At 55.2% G+C, this 17,049-nt stretch carries 14 protein-coding genes and 1 pseudogene; 7 read left to right on the plus strand and 8 right to left on the minus strand.

The window, feature by feature from the left end:
• Positions 1–75: 75 nt before the first annotated feature.
• Positions 76–1,476 carry a sulfatase-like hydrolase/transferase gene (locus J4D97_RS18935; RefSeq protein ID WP_243900408.1) on the plus strand — a complete coding sequence of 467 codons (1,401 nt, stop codon included), beginning with the start codon at positions 76–78 and terminating at the stop codon, positions 1,474–1,476.
• 134 nt (positions 1,477–1,610) lie between these two features.
• Here J4D97_RS18935 and secDF read toward each other — a convergent pair whose 3' ends face one another.
• The 4 genes from secDF to rdgB form a co-directional block, all read right to left on the minus strand.
• Positions 1,611–4,601 (minus strand): protein translocase subunit SecDF, encoded by a 2,991-nt coding sequence (secDF, locus tag J4D97_RS18940; RefSeq protein ID WP_185281240.1) that lies wholly within the window; start codon positions 4,599–4,601, stop codon positions 1,611–1,613.
• 132 nt (positions 4,602–4,733) lie between these two features.
• On the minus strand, positions 4,734–5,105 hold the full coding sequence (locus J4D97_RS18945) for a hypothetical protein (protein WP_208308938.1): 372 nt from the start codon (positions 5,103–5,105) through the stop codon (positions 4,734–4,736).
• Positions 5,106–5,335: 230 nt separating this feature from the next.
• On the minus strand, positions 5,336–5,956 hold the full coding sequence (locus J4D97_RS18950) for a uridine kinase family protein (RefSeq protein ID WP_185281238.1): 621 nt from the start codon (positions 5,954–5,956) through the stop codon (positions 5,336–5,338).
• Positions 5,957–6,054: 98 nt separating this feature from the next.
• A complete protein-coding gene (gene rdgB, locus J4D97_RS18955) occupies positions 6,055–6,639 on the minus strand; it encodes an RdgB/HAM1 family non-canonical purine NTP pyrophosphatase (RefSeq protein ID WP_208308939.1) in 585 nt (194 codons plus the stop codon).
• Between the two features lie 241 nt (positions 6,640–6,880).
• Between rdgB and J4D97_RS18960 the strand changes: the two genes are divergently transcribed.
• From J4D97_RS18960 to J4D97_RS18985, 6 genes are all read left to right on the plus strand, one after another.
• Positions 6,881–7,126 carry a type B 50S ribosomal protein L31 gene (locus J4D97_RS18960; protein ID WP_208308940.1) on the plus strand — a complete coding sequence of 82 codons (246 nt, stop codon included), beginning with the start codon at positions 6,881–6,883 and terminating at the stop codon, positions 7,124–7,126.
• Positions 7,127–7,419: 293 nt separating this feature from the next.
• Positions 7,420–8,655 carry a GlmU family protein gene (locus J4D97_RS18965; protein WP_208308941.1) on the plus strand — a complete coding sequence of 412 codons (1,236 nt, stop codon included), beginning with the start codon at positions 7,420–7,422 and terminating at the stop codon, positions 8,653–8,655.
• A gap of 73 nt (positions 8,656–8,728) precedes the next feature.
• Positions 8,729–9,865, plus strand: a complete 1,137-nt coding sequence (locus J4D97_RS18970; protein WP_208308942.1) for an ATP-binding protein — start codon at positions 8,729–8,731, stop codon at positions 9,863–9,865.
• Between the two features lie 210 nt (positions 9,866–10,075).
• A complete protein-coding gene (gene hemC, locus J4D97_RS18975; protein WP_208308943.1) occupies positions 10,076–11,011 on the plus strand; it encodes a hydroxymethylbilane synthase in 936 nt (311 codons plus the stop codon).
• A 34-nt stretch (positions 11,012–11,045) separates the two neighbouring features.
• A complete protein-coding gene (locus tag J4D97_RS18980; protein ID WP_208308944.1) occupies positions 11,046–11,702 on the plus strand; it encodes a peptidylprolyl isomerase in 657 nt (218 codons plus the stop codon).
• A 15-nt stretch (positions 11,703–11,717) separates the two neighbouring features.
• On the plus strand, positions 11,718–12,635 hold the full coding sequence (locus J4D97_RS18985; RefSeq protein WP_208308945.1) for an SDR family oxidoreductase: 918 nt from the start codon (positions 11,718–11,720) through the stop codon (positions 12,633–12,635).
• Between the two features lie 528 nt (positions 12,636–13,163).
• Here J4D97_RS18985 and J4D97_RS18990 read toward each other — a convergent pair.
• The 4 genes and pseudogenes from J4D97_RS18990 to J4D97_RS19005 all read right to left on the minus strand — a co-directional run.
• Positions 13,164–13,826 carry an ABC transporter permease gene (locus J4D97_RS18990; protein WP_185281230.1) on the minus strand — a complete coding sequence of 221 codons (663 nt, stop codon included), beginning with the start codon at positions 13,824–13,826 and terminating at the stop codon, positions 13,164–13,166.
• A 134-nt stretch (positions 13,827–13,960) separates the two neighbouring features.
• Positions 13,961–15,004 carry an ABC transporter permease gene (locus J4D97_RS18995; protein WP_208308946.1) on the minus strand — a complete coding sequence of 348 codons (1,044 nt, stop codon included), beginning with the start codon at positions 15,002–15,004 and terminating at the stop codon, positions 13,961–13,963.
• 16 nt (positions 15,005–15,020) lie between these two features.
• Positions 15,021–16,733 carry an ABC transporter substrate-binding protein gene (locus J4D97_RS19000; RefSeq protein ID WP_208308947.1) on the minus strand — a complete coding sequence of 571 codons (1,713 nt, stop codon included), beginning with the start codon at positions 16,731–16,733 and terminating at the stop codon, positions 15,021–15,023.
• Between the two features lie 73 nt (positions 16,734–16,806).
• A pseudogene (locus J4D97_RS19005) lies at positions 16,807–17,049 on the minus strand (hypothetical protein); the annotation flags it as partial.

Raw genomic sequence — 17,049 nt, forward strand, 5'->3', positions numbered from 1 at the left:
ACCGCCCTTTTGCGTTGATAGATATGTAGTTACTGATTTTGCGTAAAATGCGAAAAAGAACTACACTGCTACGCTATGAAACAGATGAATCTGCTCATTCTGGTTGTTGGGCTGTTGCTTGGTAGCTGCACGAGTAACCCACGTTCAGAGGTAAAACAAAAGGCTATTTCTGCCCGGCGCCCTAACATCATTTTGCTGCTGGTAGACGACATGGGCTTTGCCGATGTGGGCTGCTACGGCGGCACGTTTGTGCCTACCCCCAACATCGACCGGCTGGCGGCCGAAGGCATCAAGTTTACGCAGTATTACAGCGCCGCGCCCATTTGCTCGCCCTCAAGGGTAGGGCTGACCACGGGCTCGGCGCCGGGGAAGTTTAACATTACGTCGTTTCTGGATACGCGCCGGCACAACCGGCAGTGCGAGCAGGCCGATTTTCTGGTGGCCGATGCGCCCTCGGTGGCCCGGCAACTACAAGCCGCTGGCTACGCCACCGCCCACTTTGGCAAGTGGCACATGGGTGGCGGCCGCGACGTAGACAATGCGCCCGGTATCCTGCGCTACGGCTTCGATGCCTATGCCAGCACCTACGAAAGCCCCGACCCCGACCCGCTGCTGACCTCTACCAACTGGATCTGGGCGCGCACCGACAGCATCAAGCGCTGGCGCCGCACGGAATATTTCGTAGACAAAACTCTGGCGTTTCTTAAGAGTCACCCCAACCAGCCCTGCTACATCAACCTCTGGCCCGACGACGTGCATACGCCCTGGGTGCCCGACGAATCCACCCTCGACGCCCATCCCAACGGCACCGAAAAGCCTCGGGAGTTTAAGGGTGTGTTGGCCGAGCTGGACCGGCAGGTAGGCCGGCTGCTGGCTGGGCTGCGCGAGCAGGGGATAGACGATAATACGCTCATTATTTTCACCAGCGACAACGGCCCGTTGCCGAATTTCGATGGGAGCCGTGCCACGCCCTACCGGGGTAGCAAGCTTTCGTTGTACGAAGGGGGTATCCGGATGCCGTTTATTGTGCGCTACCCGGCCCGTACTCCGGCGGGGCGGGTAGACCAGCAGTCGGTGCTAAGTGCTACGGATTTGTTCCCTTCGTTTGTGACGCTGGCGGGTGGGGCAAGCAGCCCGCAACCCCGCACCGATGGCGAAGACGTGACGCCCGCCCTCTTAGGCAAGCCGCACTCGCACACGGCGCCGCTGTTCTGGGAGTATGGCCGCAACAGCAAGTCGTTCCGCTACCCCCTCGGCCGCGACCGGAGCCCCAACTTGGCCATGCGCCAAGATAACTGGAAGCTCCTGCTCAACGACGACGGCTCCCAGCTGGAGCTATACGACCTCGCCCGAGACCCTAAAGAGGTAACCAATGTTGCCGCCCAACACCCCACCGTGGCTGCCAATATGCGGCAGCAAATCCTAGCGTGGCGCGCCGCCCTACCCGCTCCCCCAGAAGCGCCATTAGCAAAGTAAAGTGCTCTGAAAGTAGCCCAGAAATAGGATAAGAATACACACAAAGAAGCCCGGCCAAGCGGCCGGGCTTCTTTGTGTGTACCGAGTAGGTTTCTTCAACTCAGCGAAATCCAGATAATCAGCAAAATCTGCGATTATACGTTGGAGGTCGACAGCTTGGGTGCGCCTGTATCGCCAATGTGCGTGGAGATGTCGGTGCCCCGCTCGCGAGCCTCTTTGCGGCCGTAGGTGTCGAGGATAATGGGGGTAGCAATGAACAGCGACGAGTACGTACCGAACACAATGCCTACCAGCATAGCAAACGAGAACGAACGTAGCGTTTCACCCCCGAAGATATAGAGTACCAGCACCACCAAGAACACGGTAGTGGAAGTAATCATGGTGCGGGAGAACGTGCTATTTAGGGCTGGGTTGGCCACCTGAGCAAACGTGAGGTGCGGGTTTTCGCGCAGGTATTCACGAATACGGTCGAAGATTACCACCGTATCGTTCATCGAGAAGCCCAGCACCGTAAGCACGGCCGCCACGAAAATCTGGTCCATCTCATAGTTCAGACCAAACAGGCGAGCGATAGGGTAGCAGGCAATAACCAGCAGCGCATCGTGGAACAAGGCAATAACTGCAGCCATGGAATACTGCCAGCGCGAGAAGCGCAGCAACACGTACACGAAGATGCCGAGCAGCGTTAGGCCCAAGCTGAGCACCGAGGTCTTCTTAATGTCGTCGGCAATGGTAGCGCCTACCTTAGAAGTAGATTTGATAACGGGTGCGTCGCCGCTGAAATCCTTCTTCAAGCCATTCAACAGGGTGGTTTCCACCTTTTTGTCGGCAGTTACGCTTTCATCATCGGCAAGGTAGCCAGTGGTGATGCGCAGGCGGTTGGGCGTACCGAAGGTTTTCACCTCCGTGCCGCTGCCACCAAAGTCGGCCACCAGTGCATCGTGCACTTTAGAAGCGTCCATGGCTTTGTTGAAGTCTACCACGTAGGCGCGGCCACCGCGGAAGTCTACACCCAGGTTGGGGCCGCCCTGAATAGCCATCAGCACGAAGCCTACTACAATCACCACCGTCGAGAAAGCGTAGGCGATTTTGCGCTTGCCCACGATATCGAAGTTCACGTTGGTGAACAGCTTGCGCGAGAGGAAGGTAGAGAAGGTGATTTTGCTCGTCTCTTTGCCTTTCACCAGCCACTCAATAATGAGGCGCGACACGTACACGGCCGACAGGAACGAGGTGAAAATACCGATCAGCAGCGTAACGGCGAAGTTCTGCACCGGACCCGTACCGAAGATGAACAGCGTGAGGGCGATGATGAGCGTGGTTACGTTGGAGTCGAAGATGGCCGAGAAAGCGCGCGAGTAGCCGGCGTTGATGGCATCCTTCAGCAAATGGCCATGGTCAAGTTCTTCCCGAATACGCTCGAAAATCAGCACGTTGGCGTCAATCGACGAGGCGAATACCAGGATCAGACCAGCAATACCCGGCAGCGTAAGGGCAAATTGGAACTGAGCCAAAATACCCAAAATCAGGAAGATGTTGAACAGCAGCGAGGCATCGGCTACCAGACCAGCACGGCCGTAGTACAGCGCCATAAAGCCCATGATAATCAGCAGGCCAGCCACCGACGAGTACAGACCCTGATTGATGGCTTCCTGACCCAGCGACGGACCTACTACAGCTTCTTCCACAATGCGGGTAGGAGCGGGCAGCTTACCGGCTTTCAGTACGTTAGCCAAATCCTGGGCTTCCTCGATGGTGAAGTTGCCCGAAATGCTGGTGTTGCCGCCAGCAATTTCGGCCTGCACCACGGGGTCGGAATACACGTTGTCGTCGAGCACAATGGCTACCTGACGGCCGATGTTGTTGCTGGTCAGCTTCTGCCACTTCTTGGCGCCGGTGGGCGTCATGCTCATGCTTACCTCAGCACCGCCACGTTGCGGGTCAATGTCGCCGCGCGCGTCGGCTACTACGTCGCCTTCCAGCGGAGCCGTAGCACCCGAAGCTTTACGTACAGCCACCAGGCTCAAGTATTCCTGACCACCCAACTCCTGCGGCTTCACATTCCACATGAACGTGAGGTTGGGAGGGAGAGCCGCACGGGCCTCCTGCGAGCGAAGCATCTGGTTTACACGGGCCGTGTCGCGGATGTTGGCACCCAACTGGCCGGGCATCGTAAACAAGCGGGCCAGCACCGAGCCTTGTGGGCCTTTAGCCGAATCGGCAGCGGCAGTAGCGGTGTTTTTCTTAGCCAACTGGCTAGCCAACGACGACGTGTCGCCAGGAGCAGTGGTGGTAGTAGCGGCAGCAGTAGGAGAAGCAGCTTTTTCAGCAGTTTCCTTAGCTACCAGCGCTTGGTCGAGTTGCTGGAGGTAGGGGCCGAACTCATCCTGACGCCACACTTCCCAGAACTCCAGCTTAGCCTGGCCTTGCAGCAGCTTACGTACACGGTCGGGGTTGTCTACGCCGGGTAGCTCTACCTGAATGCGGCCGGTACCCTTCACGCGCTGAATGTTGGGCTGGCTGGTGCCGAACTTGTCAATACGCGTGCGCAGAATGTTGAACGAGCGGTCGATGGCATCCTCAATCTCGGTGTCGATAGCACCAATCACCTTGGCGTCCGACGAGTTGATATCGATTTTGCGGCTCTTGTTGGTGGTGTTGGCAAAAATGCGCGCCAGGTTATCGTTGGGCGCTACGTTGCGGTAGGCTTGCAGGAACAGCGTGGTGAAAGGAGCCGAAGGATTAGCCTTCTGGGCTTGTTGCGCCTGCTCCAGCGCCTGGTTGAACTTAGGGTCTTTGGAGTTGCCGCTCATGGCGCGCACAATCTCCACCGGCGACACTTCCAGCGTCACGTGCATACCGCCCTTCAAGTCGAGGCCCAGGCCCAGCTCAGAAGCGCGCACATCGCGGTAGGTGTAATCAACACCCAAAATGCTGGTTACAGGAGCACGCCACACCGAGTCGAGGTAGCGCTGGCGGGCCTGTTGGTTCACAACGCCATTCTTGGTGGCGTAGCTCACCGCGTCGGACTGTACCCGGCGCGAGATGAACGTGAACGTGAGAAAGTAGATACACAGGGCCGATACCACGATGGTCAGCCCAATGATGAGTCCTTTATTACGCATCAGAAAAGATTTTTTGGAAAGGCAACAAGCAATTAAAAATCAATCGTCGGGAAGCGTACGCAGCGAAAAGGCTGATAGTCAATTGCTAGAAAAACAACCGCACTATTTTGATTCCCGAAACTTCGATTTTTTCTAGGGCGCCTGCGGCGAAAGCGCCGCTACCAACAGCCGCACCCGAAAGATGCTGCTGGGCAAAATGCCCGCCAGGGGGCTTGGCACCGCCAACGCCCGACGCACGGCCGGCAGCCAATGCTGTGGGGTAGGGAAGGGAAGCCAGGCATCGGCATCGGGTGCCACGTGCAGCACCAGCGGCCCCACGGCCTCCAGATTTACTTTTTGCTTGATGACGGCCGCTTTAGGCCGCACGCCTACCCGCGTAGTCTTGCCTGGCACCGCCCGAAAGGTCGTCACCGTCTGGTGGTTCAGGCCCAGCACAAACAGCACCGTGGCTGTGAGCAAGGCAAACCGCAAACGAGATAAAAACCGGGTACTCAGCAAAAACATAGGTAGGGCAATGGCTACAAATATACTAAAAGGTGAAGTTGTGAGAAGTGAAGTTGTGAATTTCTGAAAATTGACTGTAAACGGGACTGTCATCCTGAGCTTGTGAAGGACCTTCTCACGCGTGAACGAGTCGTTATTACGTCATTCGTTCACGCGTGAGAAGGTCCTTCGCAAGCTCAGGATGACAGACATTTTGCATTCACAACTTCGCAAACTCACAACTTCACCTTTTACGCCTTCACCTTCGCTTTCAGGAAAGACACCAGCACTTCCAGGCCCATATCGAAGCGGCTGTTGTTGGGGATGATGATGTCGGCGTCGTTGCGGTAGGGCTTGATGAACTTGTCGTAGGTGGGGGCCACGTGGTTGATGTAGCGGTAGAGCACATCTTCCAGATCATAGCCCCGCTCGTCCCGGTCGCGCACAATGCGGCGCAGCACTTTCACGTGTTCCTGGGCGTCGATAAACACTTTTAGGTTGAGCAAGCGCGCCACTTCCTCGAAGTGAAACACGAAAATGCCCTCTACCACTACAATCGGGGCGGGCCGAAACACCAGCTCCTGCACCGGCGCATCGGGATTGTTGAAGGTGTACTCCGGCCGACGCACTTCCTTACCCTGGCTGATGCTGAGCACATCGGCGGCATAGGAGGCCGAGTCAATGGAGGTAGGCAGGTCGAAATTGGTAACGCCTTGCGCGTCTACCAGCTGGGTTTCGCGCGGGTGGTAGTAGTTGTCCTGCGAAATCAGGCAGATTTCTTCTTCGGGAAACGAAGCCAGCAGGCGGCGCAAAAAAGTGGTTTTGCCCGAGGCGCTGCCCCCCGTAATGCCGACGATGAAAGGTTGTTGCATGGGTAGAAAAGTGGCCCGTACCGGCGGGGCCAACCCTGCAAAAGTAAGCACTTCGCAAGTTTGGCGGCGGCAAAACCAAAATTTTGGCCGAAAACGGTTTATTTTTCTCTGGATTCAAAAAAAGCTACCAACTGCTGCACGGCGCGGGCGCGGTGGCTGAGTGTGTTTTTCTGCGCCAAGGGCATCTCGGCAAATGTCTCCTGAAAGCCAACGGGCTGAAAAATGGGGTCGTAGCCGAAACCGGCGTCCCCACGGGGCTCCGTCGTAATTAGCCCTTCTACTACCCCGTTGAAGGTATGTTTCTCCGAATCGGACAGGATAAGAGCAATGACGGTACGAAACTGGGCCGTGCGGGAGGGAGCATCCGCCAGCTCGTCTAATACTTTGGCCACGTTGTCGGCGGCGAGGCGCTGGGGCCCGGCATAGCGGGCCGAGTACACACCGGGTGCCCCATTCAGCGCATCGATTTCCAGGCCGGTATCGTCGGCGAAGCAGGCCACGCCGAAGTGGTCCCACACGTACTGCGCTTTCTGGTGGGCGTTGCCGACCAGCGTATCCTGGGTTTCGGGTAGGTCGTCGGGACCACCAATATCAGCCAGACTCACCAGCTCAATGGAACTGGGTAGGATGGCCCGGATTTCATCGAGTTTATGAGCATTGTTGGAAGCAAAGCAAAGGCGCATAGGTTGAAGAAATGAAATGGTTGATGGTTGATTCGACGGGCAACGAATGATGCTGCCAGAACTGTGAGGAAGCAAGCATAGAAAGTTTATTCAAAGGTAATCCAGCAATACAACTAGCGTAGCCACCCAACCATTCAGCAGAAAAACCGGGCTAGGCTTTTGAATGTCAGCCCGAAAACGTACTTTTGCAATCCCTTCCGCAAAATCGGCAGGGCCAGAAGGTTTTAACGGCATCCCGACCATGAAAAAAGACATTCACCCCGAGTACCGCGAAGTGGTATTCCAGGACACGTCCAGCGACTTCAAATTCATCACCCGTTCGACGATGAACTCGAGCGAGAGCATCACGATGGAAGACGGCAAGACGTACCCCGTTATCAAAGTAGAAGTGAGCAGTGCCTCGCACCCCTTCTACACCGGCAAAAACGTGTTTATCGACACTGCCGGCCGTGTGGAGAAATTCCGCAACCGCTACCAGAAGAAATAACGGCCCTCAGCCCTTGGCTGCCGGCTTTCCTGAAAGCTCCTTCCGCGCGCGGAAGGAACTTTTTTGTTGTTGGGGGTAGGGGAGGATCGGAAGGACACATAATAAAATCCGCACGTCATGCTGAACTTGTCGAAGCATCTCGCGTGCTGACGTTGTAGTGGTAATTTCCTGGTTACTGAGATTACCGTTGCACGCAAGATGCTTCGGCAAGCTCGGGATGACGTGCGGATTTTATGGCCTGTGTTTACCCCGCACCGGCAAAAGCCGTAGTTTCGCGGTAGAATTCTACCGCTATGCATATTCTACTGTTCGACGACCCGGCTATTCAGCCTAATCTACTACCCTTTACCTTCACCCGGCCCGTAGCTGCCCTACGCTGCGGCATCCTGACCATTGCCGAAAAGTGGCAGCACCACTTGCAACAGCCGGTACACTACCTCACGCAGCCCCACTTGCGCGAAAAATTCCCGGCCGGTCCCACCGAAGGGCCGGCGCTGGTTATCAACGGCGCCGTGTGCCCCGATGAAAAGCTGATAGAGCAAGTACAGGCCTTGCAGCCCGGCGAAGCCTTGCTGAGTGAAGAGCTGTTGGTAGCGGCCTACCTGCCGGATGCGTCTGAAGTGGCCGAGCTAATTCAGGATGGCTACCGCGATGTGCGGCAAGCAAAGGGTAGTCTTACCATCATCAGCCAGCCCTGGCACTTGTTTCAACAAAATGGTGCCCAAATCCGACAGGACTTTGCCCTGTTGACCAAAGGCCGGCAGTCGCAACCTGTGAACGACGCGTATACCATTGTGTACGGCGCGGAAAATATCTTTATAGAAGAGGGCGTAAAAATCCGGGCGGCCATCCTCAACGCCGAGGACGGCCCCATCTACCTGGGCAAAGACGTACAGGTGCATGAAGGCGCCGTTCTGAAAGGTCCGTTGGCCGTTTGTGAAGCGGCACATGTCAACGTGGGCGCCAAGCTGCGCGGCGACAATACGGTAGGCCCCTACTGTCGGGTAGGCGGCGAAATGGCCAATAGCATTCTGATGGCCTACTCCAACAAAGGCCACGAAGGCTACCTCGGCAACTCGGTGGTAGGTCAGTGGTGCAACCTGGGCGCCGATACCAACACGTCGAACCTCAAGAACAACTACGCCCCCGTTAAGATCTGGAGCCACGCCGCCGGGCGTTTCGTGAATACCGGCTTGCAGTTCTGCGGCCTGATGATGGGCGACCATAGCAAGTGCGCCATCAACACGATGTTTAATACCGGTACCGTGGTAGGGGTAGGGGCCAATATTTTTGGGGCAGGTTTCCCGCGCAACTTCGTGCCATCGTTTAGCTGGGGCGGCTCGGCGGGCTTCGAAACCTTCCGCCTACCCAAAGCCGGCGAAGTAGCCGAGCGGGTGATGAGCCGCCGCAATCTGCCCTACGACCAACCGGAGCAGGATATCATGGCCTACGTGTACGAAGCCACGGCCAAGGACCGCGTGTGGGAACGAGCAGCAGGCAATAGCACCGCGCCAATAGTAATAGAGTAAATATTTGATCGGTACGTGCCGGCTAGCGCTAAATAGTTTGCGCTAGCCACGCAAGTAGAAGGAAGTCAACGGTATGCGTTTTGCGGATATTCCGAGTAATGAGGAGGTGAAGCGGGTGCTGGTGCAGTCGGTGCAGCGGCAGCACGTGGCGCACGCGCAGCTATTTCGCGGGGCAGAGGGTTCGGCGGCGCTGGCGTTGGCGCTGGCGTATGCGGCCTACCTTAACTGCGAGGGTCGCGAGCCACAGGATACCGATTCGTGCGGGCACTGTGCCAGCTGTCAGAAAATCGACAAACTGATTCACCCCGACCTCAACTTCATCCTACCTGTTACGACCACCAAAGCGGTACCGAAAGATGCGGTAAGCAGCAAGTTTGCCGGCGAGTGGCGCCAATTCGTGCTGGAAAATCCCTACCAGGGCCTCAACGACTGGATGCAGCACATTGGGGCCGACAACAAGCAGGGGAGTATTTCCAAGGAAGAAAGCCTGCAACTGCTGCGGCTGGTGTCGCTTACGGCATTCGAGGCGCGCTACAAAACCGTGGTTATTTGGCTGCCCGAATTGATGCACCCCGCCGCCGCCAACGCCGTGCTAAAACTGCTGGAAGAGCCGCCACCTGCTACCGTGTTTCTATTGGTCAGCAATGCGCCCGAGCAGTTACTACCTACCATCATTAGTCGGGTGCAGCCTATTGTGGTGCGCCCCTTGCCCGAGGCGGAGCTAACCGCCTACCTCCGCGACCAACGGCATCTGCCCGAGGCCAAAGCACATCAGGTGGCGCAGCTAGCTGAAGGCAACCTGGGGGCAGCCTTGGCAGCGGCCACGGCTTCGGGGCAGGACCACGACTACCTTACGTTTTTTATCGACTGGATGCGGCAGTGCTATGGCTATAAGGTAGACAAGCTGCTGGGCAAGAGCGACGAGTTTCAAAAGCTAGGCCGCGAAAACCAAAAGGAGCTGCTGCACTACTCGCTGGGTGTGCTGCGCAAGGTGTTGCTCTTCGGGCTTGATGCGCAGCTGGTACCTCACCTGGCCACCAGCGAGCAGCAGTTCGTGACTGGTTTCAGCAAGTTTGTAACGCCTCGCAATGCCGACCCGCTCACCCGCGAGCTAAACGACGCGCACTACCACATCGAGCGCAACGCCAACCCGCGCATGGTGTTCGTGGATACGTCGCTACGCGTGGCAGAGCTTCTCCGACAAGCTTAATAAAGCTCCATAAAACCGGTTCTACACGCTATAAAGGCATTAAATACACTTTGGTAAATTGATATAGCTAGTGCTAAAAGTGCTATAGCTAGTATCGCCGGGGCTGGCTTTCGTACCTTTGCAGGGCACAAGAAACACGATTTACGCAAGCTCTCCAAGAGCGCCGGTACGGCCCTTTAGTGCTTGACTTACTTATTTAATTCTCGAAGGATGAAGCCTATTCGCATCGGTACCAGGGGGAGCAAGCTGGCACTGTGGCAGGCCAACCACGTAGCCGACCGCTTACAGCAGCGCGGCTTGGCCACGGAAATTGTCATCATCACCACCAAGGGCGACGTGGTGCTGGACCGCTCGCTCGATAAGATTGGGGCCAAGGGCGTGTTCACGGAGGAGCTGGAAATCAGTCTGCGTACGGGCCATATTGATTTGGCTGTGCACAGCGCCAAAGACGTGCAGAGCACCATTCCCGACGACTTGGAACTGCTGGCCTTTATGGAGCGCGAGCAGGTGAACGACGTGGTGGTGAGCTTCGACCCCAACCTAGACCTTACCCGCCCCGACCTTGTGTTGGGCACCAGCAGCACCCGCCGCAAGGCCATGTTGCAGCGCTATTACCCTAACGCCCGCACCGCCGAGGCCCGTGGCAACTTGCAAACGCGCCTGCGCAAACTGGAAGAAGGACAATACCACGCCTTGGTGCTGGCCTACGCCGGTGTGCACCGCATGGAATACGACGACCTGATTCGGCATGTGTTACCCGCCACACACTTTGTTCCGGCCGCCGGGCAGGGTAGCGTCGCCATTGAGTGCGCCCGAAACTTGCAGCCAGAGCTGAAAGAGACGTTGCACCAGGCTCTCGACCACTTGCCTACCCACACGGCCTTGCTGGCCGAGCGGGCTTTCCTCCGCACGATGGAGGGCGGGTGCAGTATTCCGTCGTTTGCGCTGGCAACCTACACTCCCGAGGGGGCCTTGAAGCTCCACGGCGGCCTCATCAGCCTCAACGGGCAGCAGTACATTGAGGAAACGAAGTCGATTACCAATCAGGCAGAGGCTGAAGCGCTAGGTGTTCAGATTGCCGAAAGCGTACTGCAACGCGGCGGGCAGGAAATTCTGGATGATATCCGGGCGCACCGCGTAGCGTAGCGTATCTTCTATTGTTGGGTTGAAAACAAAGTATATGATTCATCTGAAATCGTGGGGCGCATGTTGGCTAGTGCTGCTATTGCTAAGCGCCGGCTGCGCTTCTACCCGTTCCGTAGCGCCAACTGCATCAACCAAAACCAGCAAGAAGGACCAGGTCGTGACCATCAGCACGCCGCAGGGCGATATTCGGCTGATTCTGTTTGATCAGACGCCCCGGCACAAGGCCAATTTCTTGAAGCTGGCGAAGAAAGGTTTCTACAATGGCACTACCTTTCACCGGGTCATTCCCGACTTCATGATTCAGGGTGGCGACCCAAATTCCAAGGACGACAACCCCAACAACGACGGGGCCGGCCAGCGTAATGAGAAGATGATTCCGGCTGAAATCCGGCCCGAGTTGCACCACCGCTACGGAGCCGTGGCCGCTGCTCGCACCGGCGACGCCGTAAATCCGCGCCGAGCCAGCAGCGCTTCCCAATTCTATATCGTAGAAAATCGGCAGGGTGTACCCCGCCTCGATGGTGCCTACACAGTATTCGGCCAGGTAATCAGCGGTATGGATGTGGTGGAGAAAATAGCTGCCGTGCCCAAAGACATCCGCGACCGGCCCATTACGGACGTGAAAATGAAGATGAAGGTAGACAAGCTGAGCAAGCAGAAAATAGCGGAGCAATACAACTATCAGTACTAAGCCTGAATTACTGCCATGGCCAAACGCATCCTGATTACCGGTTCCAACGGCTTGCTCGGCCAAAAGCTGGTAGCACTACTCCGCACGCAGCCGGAAATAGAGGTAGTAGCTTCATCGCGGGGTGCCAATAAACTGGCTGCTCTATATCCGGATGTGCGGTTCGTGCCCCTCGATGTGACCAATGCCACGCAGGTGGCAAAGGTGTTAGCCGACGTGAGCCCATCTCACCTCATCCACACAGCCGCCATGACCAATGTGGACGAGTGCGAGGTGAATCGCGCGGCCTGTTGGCAGCAAAATGTGACGGCCGTAGAGAATCTAGTAGCCGTGTGCGAGGTTCTAGCAGTGCATCTTATCCACGTCAGCACCGATTTTGTGTTCAGTGGGGAAGCCGGACCACTGACCGAAGAAGCCTTACCCGCACCCGTTAATTACTACGGGGAAAGTAAAATGGCCGCTGAGCAGGTTGTGCAGGTAGCTACTTGTCCCTGGAGCATTGTGCGCACAGTGCTGGTGTACGGTACCGCCCACGACTACGGCCGCACCAACATCGTGCTATGGGTGCGCGACTCGCTCCGGTCCCATACCCCCATAAAAGTGGTAGACGACCAGCTCCGAACGCCTACCCTGGCCGAGGACCTAGCCCAGGGTTGCTGGCTAGTAGCTCAACAAAACGCCACCGGTATCTTTCATATTAGCGGCGATGAACTACTTACACCGTATGACATGGCGCTACGCGTGGCAGATTTTTTTGCTTTAGATAAGCAATTGATTACCAGTGTTAATAGTAGCACGTTTTCGCAGCCTGCTCGTCGGCCGCCGCGCACAGGATTCATTATCACCAAAGCGCGGAAAATACTGGGGTATCAGCCACACTCCTTTGCAGACGGAATACGTCTGTTGGCTCAACAAACAGCCGAAACCACCCAGTAGAATCTTGAAATGCAAAAAAAAACCGCAGACAGCATCTGCGGTTTTTTTGTACACCTAATTTATTGCAACAATCCTAAATCCTCGACCAACGCCGCTCGCAACATATTTCACGGCGAAGTAAGATTCATTAAGCTCTATAAAGCCTCGACCTGCGTATAGGGTAGGCTGTGAAAAAGGTCTCGGACGTAAATCAATCAAACGAGTAGTATCTTTATAAACAGCGCTTTAATGGCCGCTAAAAGAGATGAACAAGCTTGTTTTTATATGATATCTCGTTAGTAAGACGCTTTCCTTTTAGCAAAGCTATAGGGAAAGAGTGGTCTCAAAAAGGACAGTATTGTCTAAATAATGACTTGATATATTTTGAAGAATATTTGTATAATTCTAAGTGTATTTGATTGAGTTCAGGTAGATAATGACGAAAAGTGTCCTAATCTTGTAAAAAAGTACACATATAGGGCGAGCTTGGTGATGCTGATATTATAAGATTTTGTGACATTTCACCTGCAATCGAACTAGAGGTAATAATCACTTACTGAGCTGACGTAGGGCTAACGAAGTAATGAATAGAATAGCGGCCGGATAGAGCAAGAGCCACCAAGCACTAGGGTCAATACTGAAAGCAGCCAACAAACGGCCCCAGCTCGCTATTTCGGGTGGCAGCCCTACGCCCAAAAAGGATAGCGTAGTTTCGAGCGCGATGAGGGACGCAACACTGAGCGGAAAAACGGCTAGTGCTGGCTGCCAAGTGTTAGGCAGTGCGTGACGTATTAGTATACGATGGGTAGGAATGCCGGCAGCCCGAGCTGCTTCTATGAAAGGTAATTCTCGGGTCCGGAGCATTTCAGCACGTACCAGCCGGGCCGGACCAATCCAATACGTACATAAGAACAGCATCAACAACGTATTGATGGAAGGGGGCTGCACTGCTGCCAGTGCTAAGACCAAGATCAGCCGCGGGATGGAGGAAATAACGGCCATCAGCCCCGTAACAAGACTGTCGATAGGGAGAGGTCGGTTACGATAGAAGCCGGCTGTGGCACCCAGCAGCGTGCCTAATATTGTTGTCAGGATGGCGGCTGGTAGGCTGAGACGCAAGGCAGTACGCGCCCCAAATAGTAGCAGCGCCAGTACATCGCGGCCATACGGGTCAGTGCCTAACCAGTGGCCATCCGTACCGGGCGGTTGCATTGTGGCAGATAAATTCAACTGATCGGGTGCAAAAGGGAGGGGTAGCCAAGGGGCAGCCACAGCACTTACCAGCAAAAGGCAAAGCCACCCAATCGCCATTCGTCGGCGCCAGCTAGCAAAGTAGAAAGATACACTCATGCACGCAGCCTGATTCGAGGGTCAGCCAACAGGTACAGGCCATCCGTGAGAAACTGCGCCAGCAACCGTACCAGTGCTGTAAGCAACACTCCCCCTACTATCACCGGATAGTCGTGCGTGGCTGCCGCCTCGGCAAGTAGGCGGCCTACCCCCGGCAAAGCAAAAATAACCTCCACCACCACCGCGCCTGCTACCAAAGCTGGTAATAAATCGGTGAGTTGGGCTAAGCTAGGTAGTAGTGCATTTCGCAGAGTATGGTGCTGTATGACCTGCTTTTCGGGGGCACCTTTGGCACGGGCAGTAGCTGCGTAGGCGGTGAGGCGCTCCTGTTGCAGCGCCGCATCCATCTGTATTACTAGATGAGGCAAATTCACAAGAATCAGAGAAATCGATGGGAGCGCGAGGTAGTAAAGCAAAGTGCCAATGCGCTCCAGCACAGAGGTATTCACTAGCTCTGCCTCTTCCCCCAGACCATATGCTGGAAACCACGTCAGCATATCCGGGTTGGCAAACAGCAACAGCAGCAGTAGGGCAAGTACGAACAGCGGTAATGCATCCAGCGCATACAAGAGCCGAAGAGCAAACAAACGAATCTGATGATGCACTGCCAAACGTGTAGCCAGCCACAGCGCCAGTAGAACAGACATCGTAGCGGCCAGCGTGGTGAGCGGCAACGTGTAAGTCAGAGCCGCTGCTAATAAGGTCGTCACGGGTTGGCCGTCGCGGTAAGAACGGCCCAGGTTGCCATGGAGCAGCTGCTGTACCCACCGGTGGTATTGGTTGTGTCGGCCGTGCCACTGCCATTGCTGATGTGTGGCGGCGGTAGGTAGGGAGAAATAAAATAGTGGGATATCCAAGCCCAACCGATGCCGAAAGCGCTGCTCCGCAATACGTTGCTGTTGCAGGCTGGAAGCAGTAGCACTTATCTCATCCACGGACAGCCGCTGTAGAATAATATCAGCGGGTAGGGAGCGGCTTAGTAAAAAAACGCCGGATGCTGTCAGCCAAAGAGCAAACAGTAGCCGGAGTAGACGAAACAACAGGTAGCGCACCATATCAACTGCCCTTTCGGAGGCGCACGGTCGATACGTTATAGCCGGGCTTTAAAGGGGAGGGTTCCAAACCGGTTAGCTTCGCATTAGCAGCCGTTTGATAGCGCAGAAAATAAAGCACTACCTCTGGGCTTTCTTCTTGCATCATCTGCTGAAATTCTTTCACCAACTCGATTTTTTGCGTCTGGCTTTCAGCGGCCGCCAGTTCCTCAATTAGCTTATCACTCGTCGAAGTCCCGAAACCACTATAGTTGCCTGCGTTAGTGTATTGCGAGTGAAAAAGCGGAGCAAAGTTAAACGCCGTCGGGTTGCCAGATAATGAATGTAAGAACACATCCGATTCACCATTGCGCAGTTGCGCTATAAATATAGAGCGCTCGGCAGGGCGTAGTGTTACCGGAATATTCAGCGTAGCAGCAGCACTCCGAAACTGGAGGGCAGCTGCTTCATAAGCGGGGTCGCCGGTCCGATATGAGATGGTAAGTTTTAAGTGTTGAGTTGCGGCCCCTACTGTTGCTCGGTGCCAGCCCGTAGCCGTCTGACGCCAGCCCGCCTGCCTTAATAATACAGTGGCTTCGGGTAAGCTATAAGGTATAAAGGGTAAAGTGCTGTTATAGTAGGGTTTTGTTTGAGGAGCTATTATACCTACACTGCGATAAGCTAGGCCCTGCTGTGTACCAGCAATAAGAGCTGGCACATTAAACAAGCGGCTGAGGGCTTGGCGAGTCAGCCGATCATGCAGCATAGGACGGCGCGTATTGAACCCTACCGTAACCATTTCGTACGAACCGGTTGAGTAAAACGACAGCCACTTGGCCGCCGCCGACTCTTTCAGGCGTATGTAGTCCTTTGCGGGTAGGCGAGGATAGATATCGAGTTGATGGCGGCGTAGGGCCAATACAGCCGTATTCTCATCCGGTATAATATCAAAGACTATTTTCTTTGGATAAGCCTGTAGTTGTGTTGGTGCAGGCTGCACCTTATCACCCCACCATATAGGCTTGCGCTGAAGAGAGAGGTAGCGCCCGCTTTGCCACTGGTGCAAACGGTAAGGGCCACACCCTGGTAGGTTACCAGGGTGCCGGTTGAGTTGAGCGCCTACATAACGTTGTACAAAGCGCGTAACGGCGGGTAGCTTAGCGGCCTCAGACATGCGCAATGTGCGCAATGAAAGAGCCGCCAGGCTACCGGTTGGGTCAAGAGCGTATTCTGGTAAAATCGGAAAATCACCCGAGGCAGAATAGAACTCGGGTGACCTACCCCGGCACACAAACGTGAAGCGCCGCTGATCAGTGGAATCGTATTTTATTTTTTCGATGAAATCAAATTGTGCTTCCGCCGCTTCGTTTGGAAGACCAGGGCAGTTCATCACAGCCAGAGTAAACGCTACATCGCGGGCCAACACTGGGCGGCCGTTATCCCACGTAGCCGCCGGATGTATTCTATAGGTAATAAACGTTAATGAATCAGTGTAACGAACACTAGGCAGAGCTTCGGCTAATAGTGGAACTGTTTCCTGTCCGTTGTCTAATAAGCTGAAGTACAATAAATTGATAGTCTGAGTTGTATTAACTGAATTAAGATAAAGCAAAGGATCCAACGTCTCCAGATCAGCCGCCCAACGAACGCGTATCGTATCCGGGTTAGGAGCCGAAGAAGAACAGGCTCCTAACCCGAGGGCAACAAGAAGAAGAAGTCCGTGTAGAAATTGCCTCATCAGCTAACAGTCACATAAGCATACTGTCAGGCAAGGTAGCAAAGTAAACACACTCGTTTTTGAGCGGAAGGTTTTAGCATACGTCGCTATTGCCCCAGCCACCGCTGCCAGTGCGTGCTACATCGCTGTTGCCCCAGCCACCGCTGCCAGTGCGTGCTACATCGCTATTGCCCCAGCCGCCACGACCTGAAAAGGCTACATCGCTATTGCCCCAGCCGCCACGACCTGAAAAGGCTACGTCGCTATTGCCCCAGCCACCGCTGCCAGTGCGTGCTACATCGCTATTGCCCCAGCCACCGCTGCCAGTGCGTGCTAC

The sequence above is a fragment of the Hymenobacter defluvii genome (assembly GCF_017589435.1).
Classification (GTDB): domain Bacteria; phylum Bacteroidota; class Bacteroidia; order Cytophagales; family Hymenobacteraceae; genus Hymenobacter; species Hymenobacter profundi.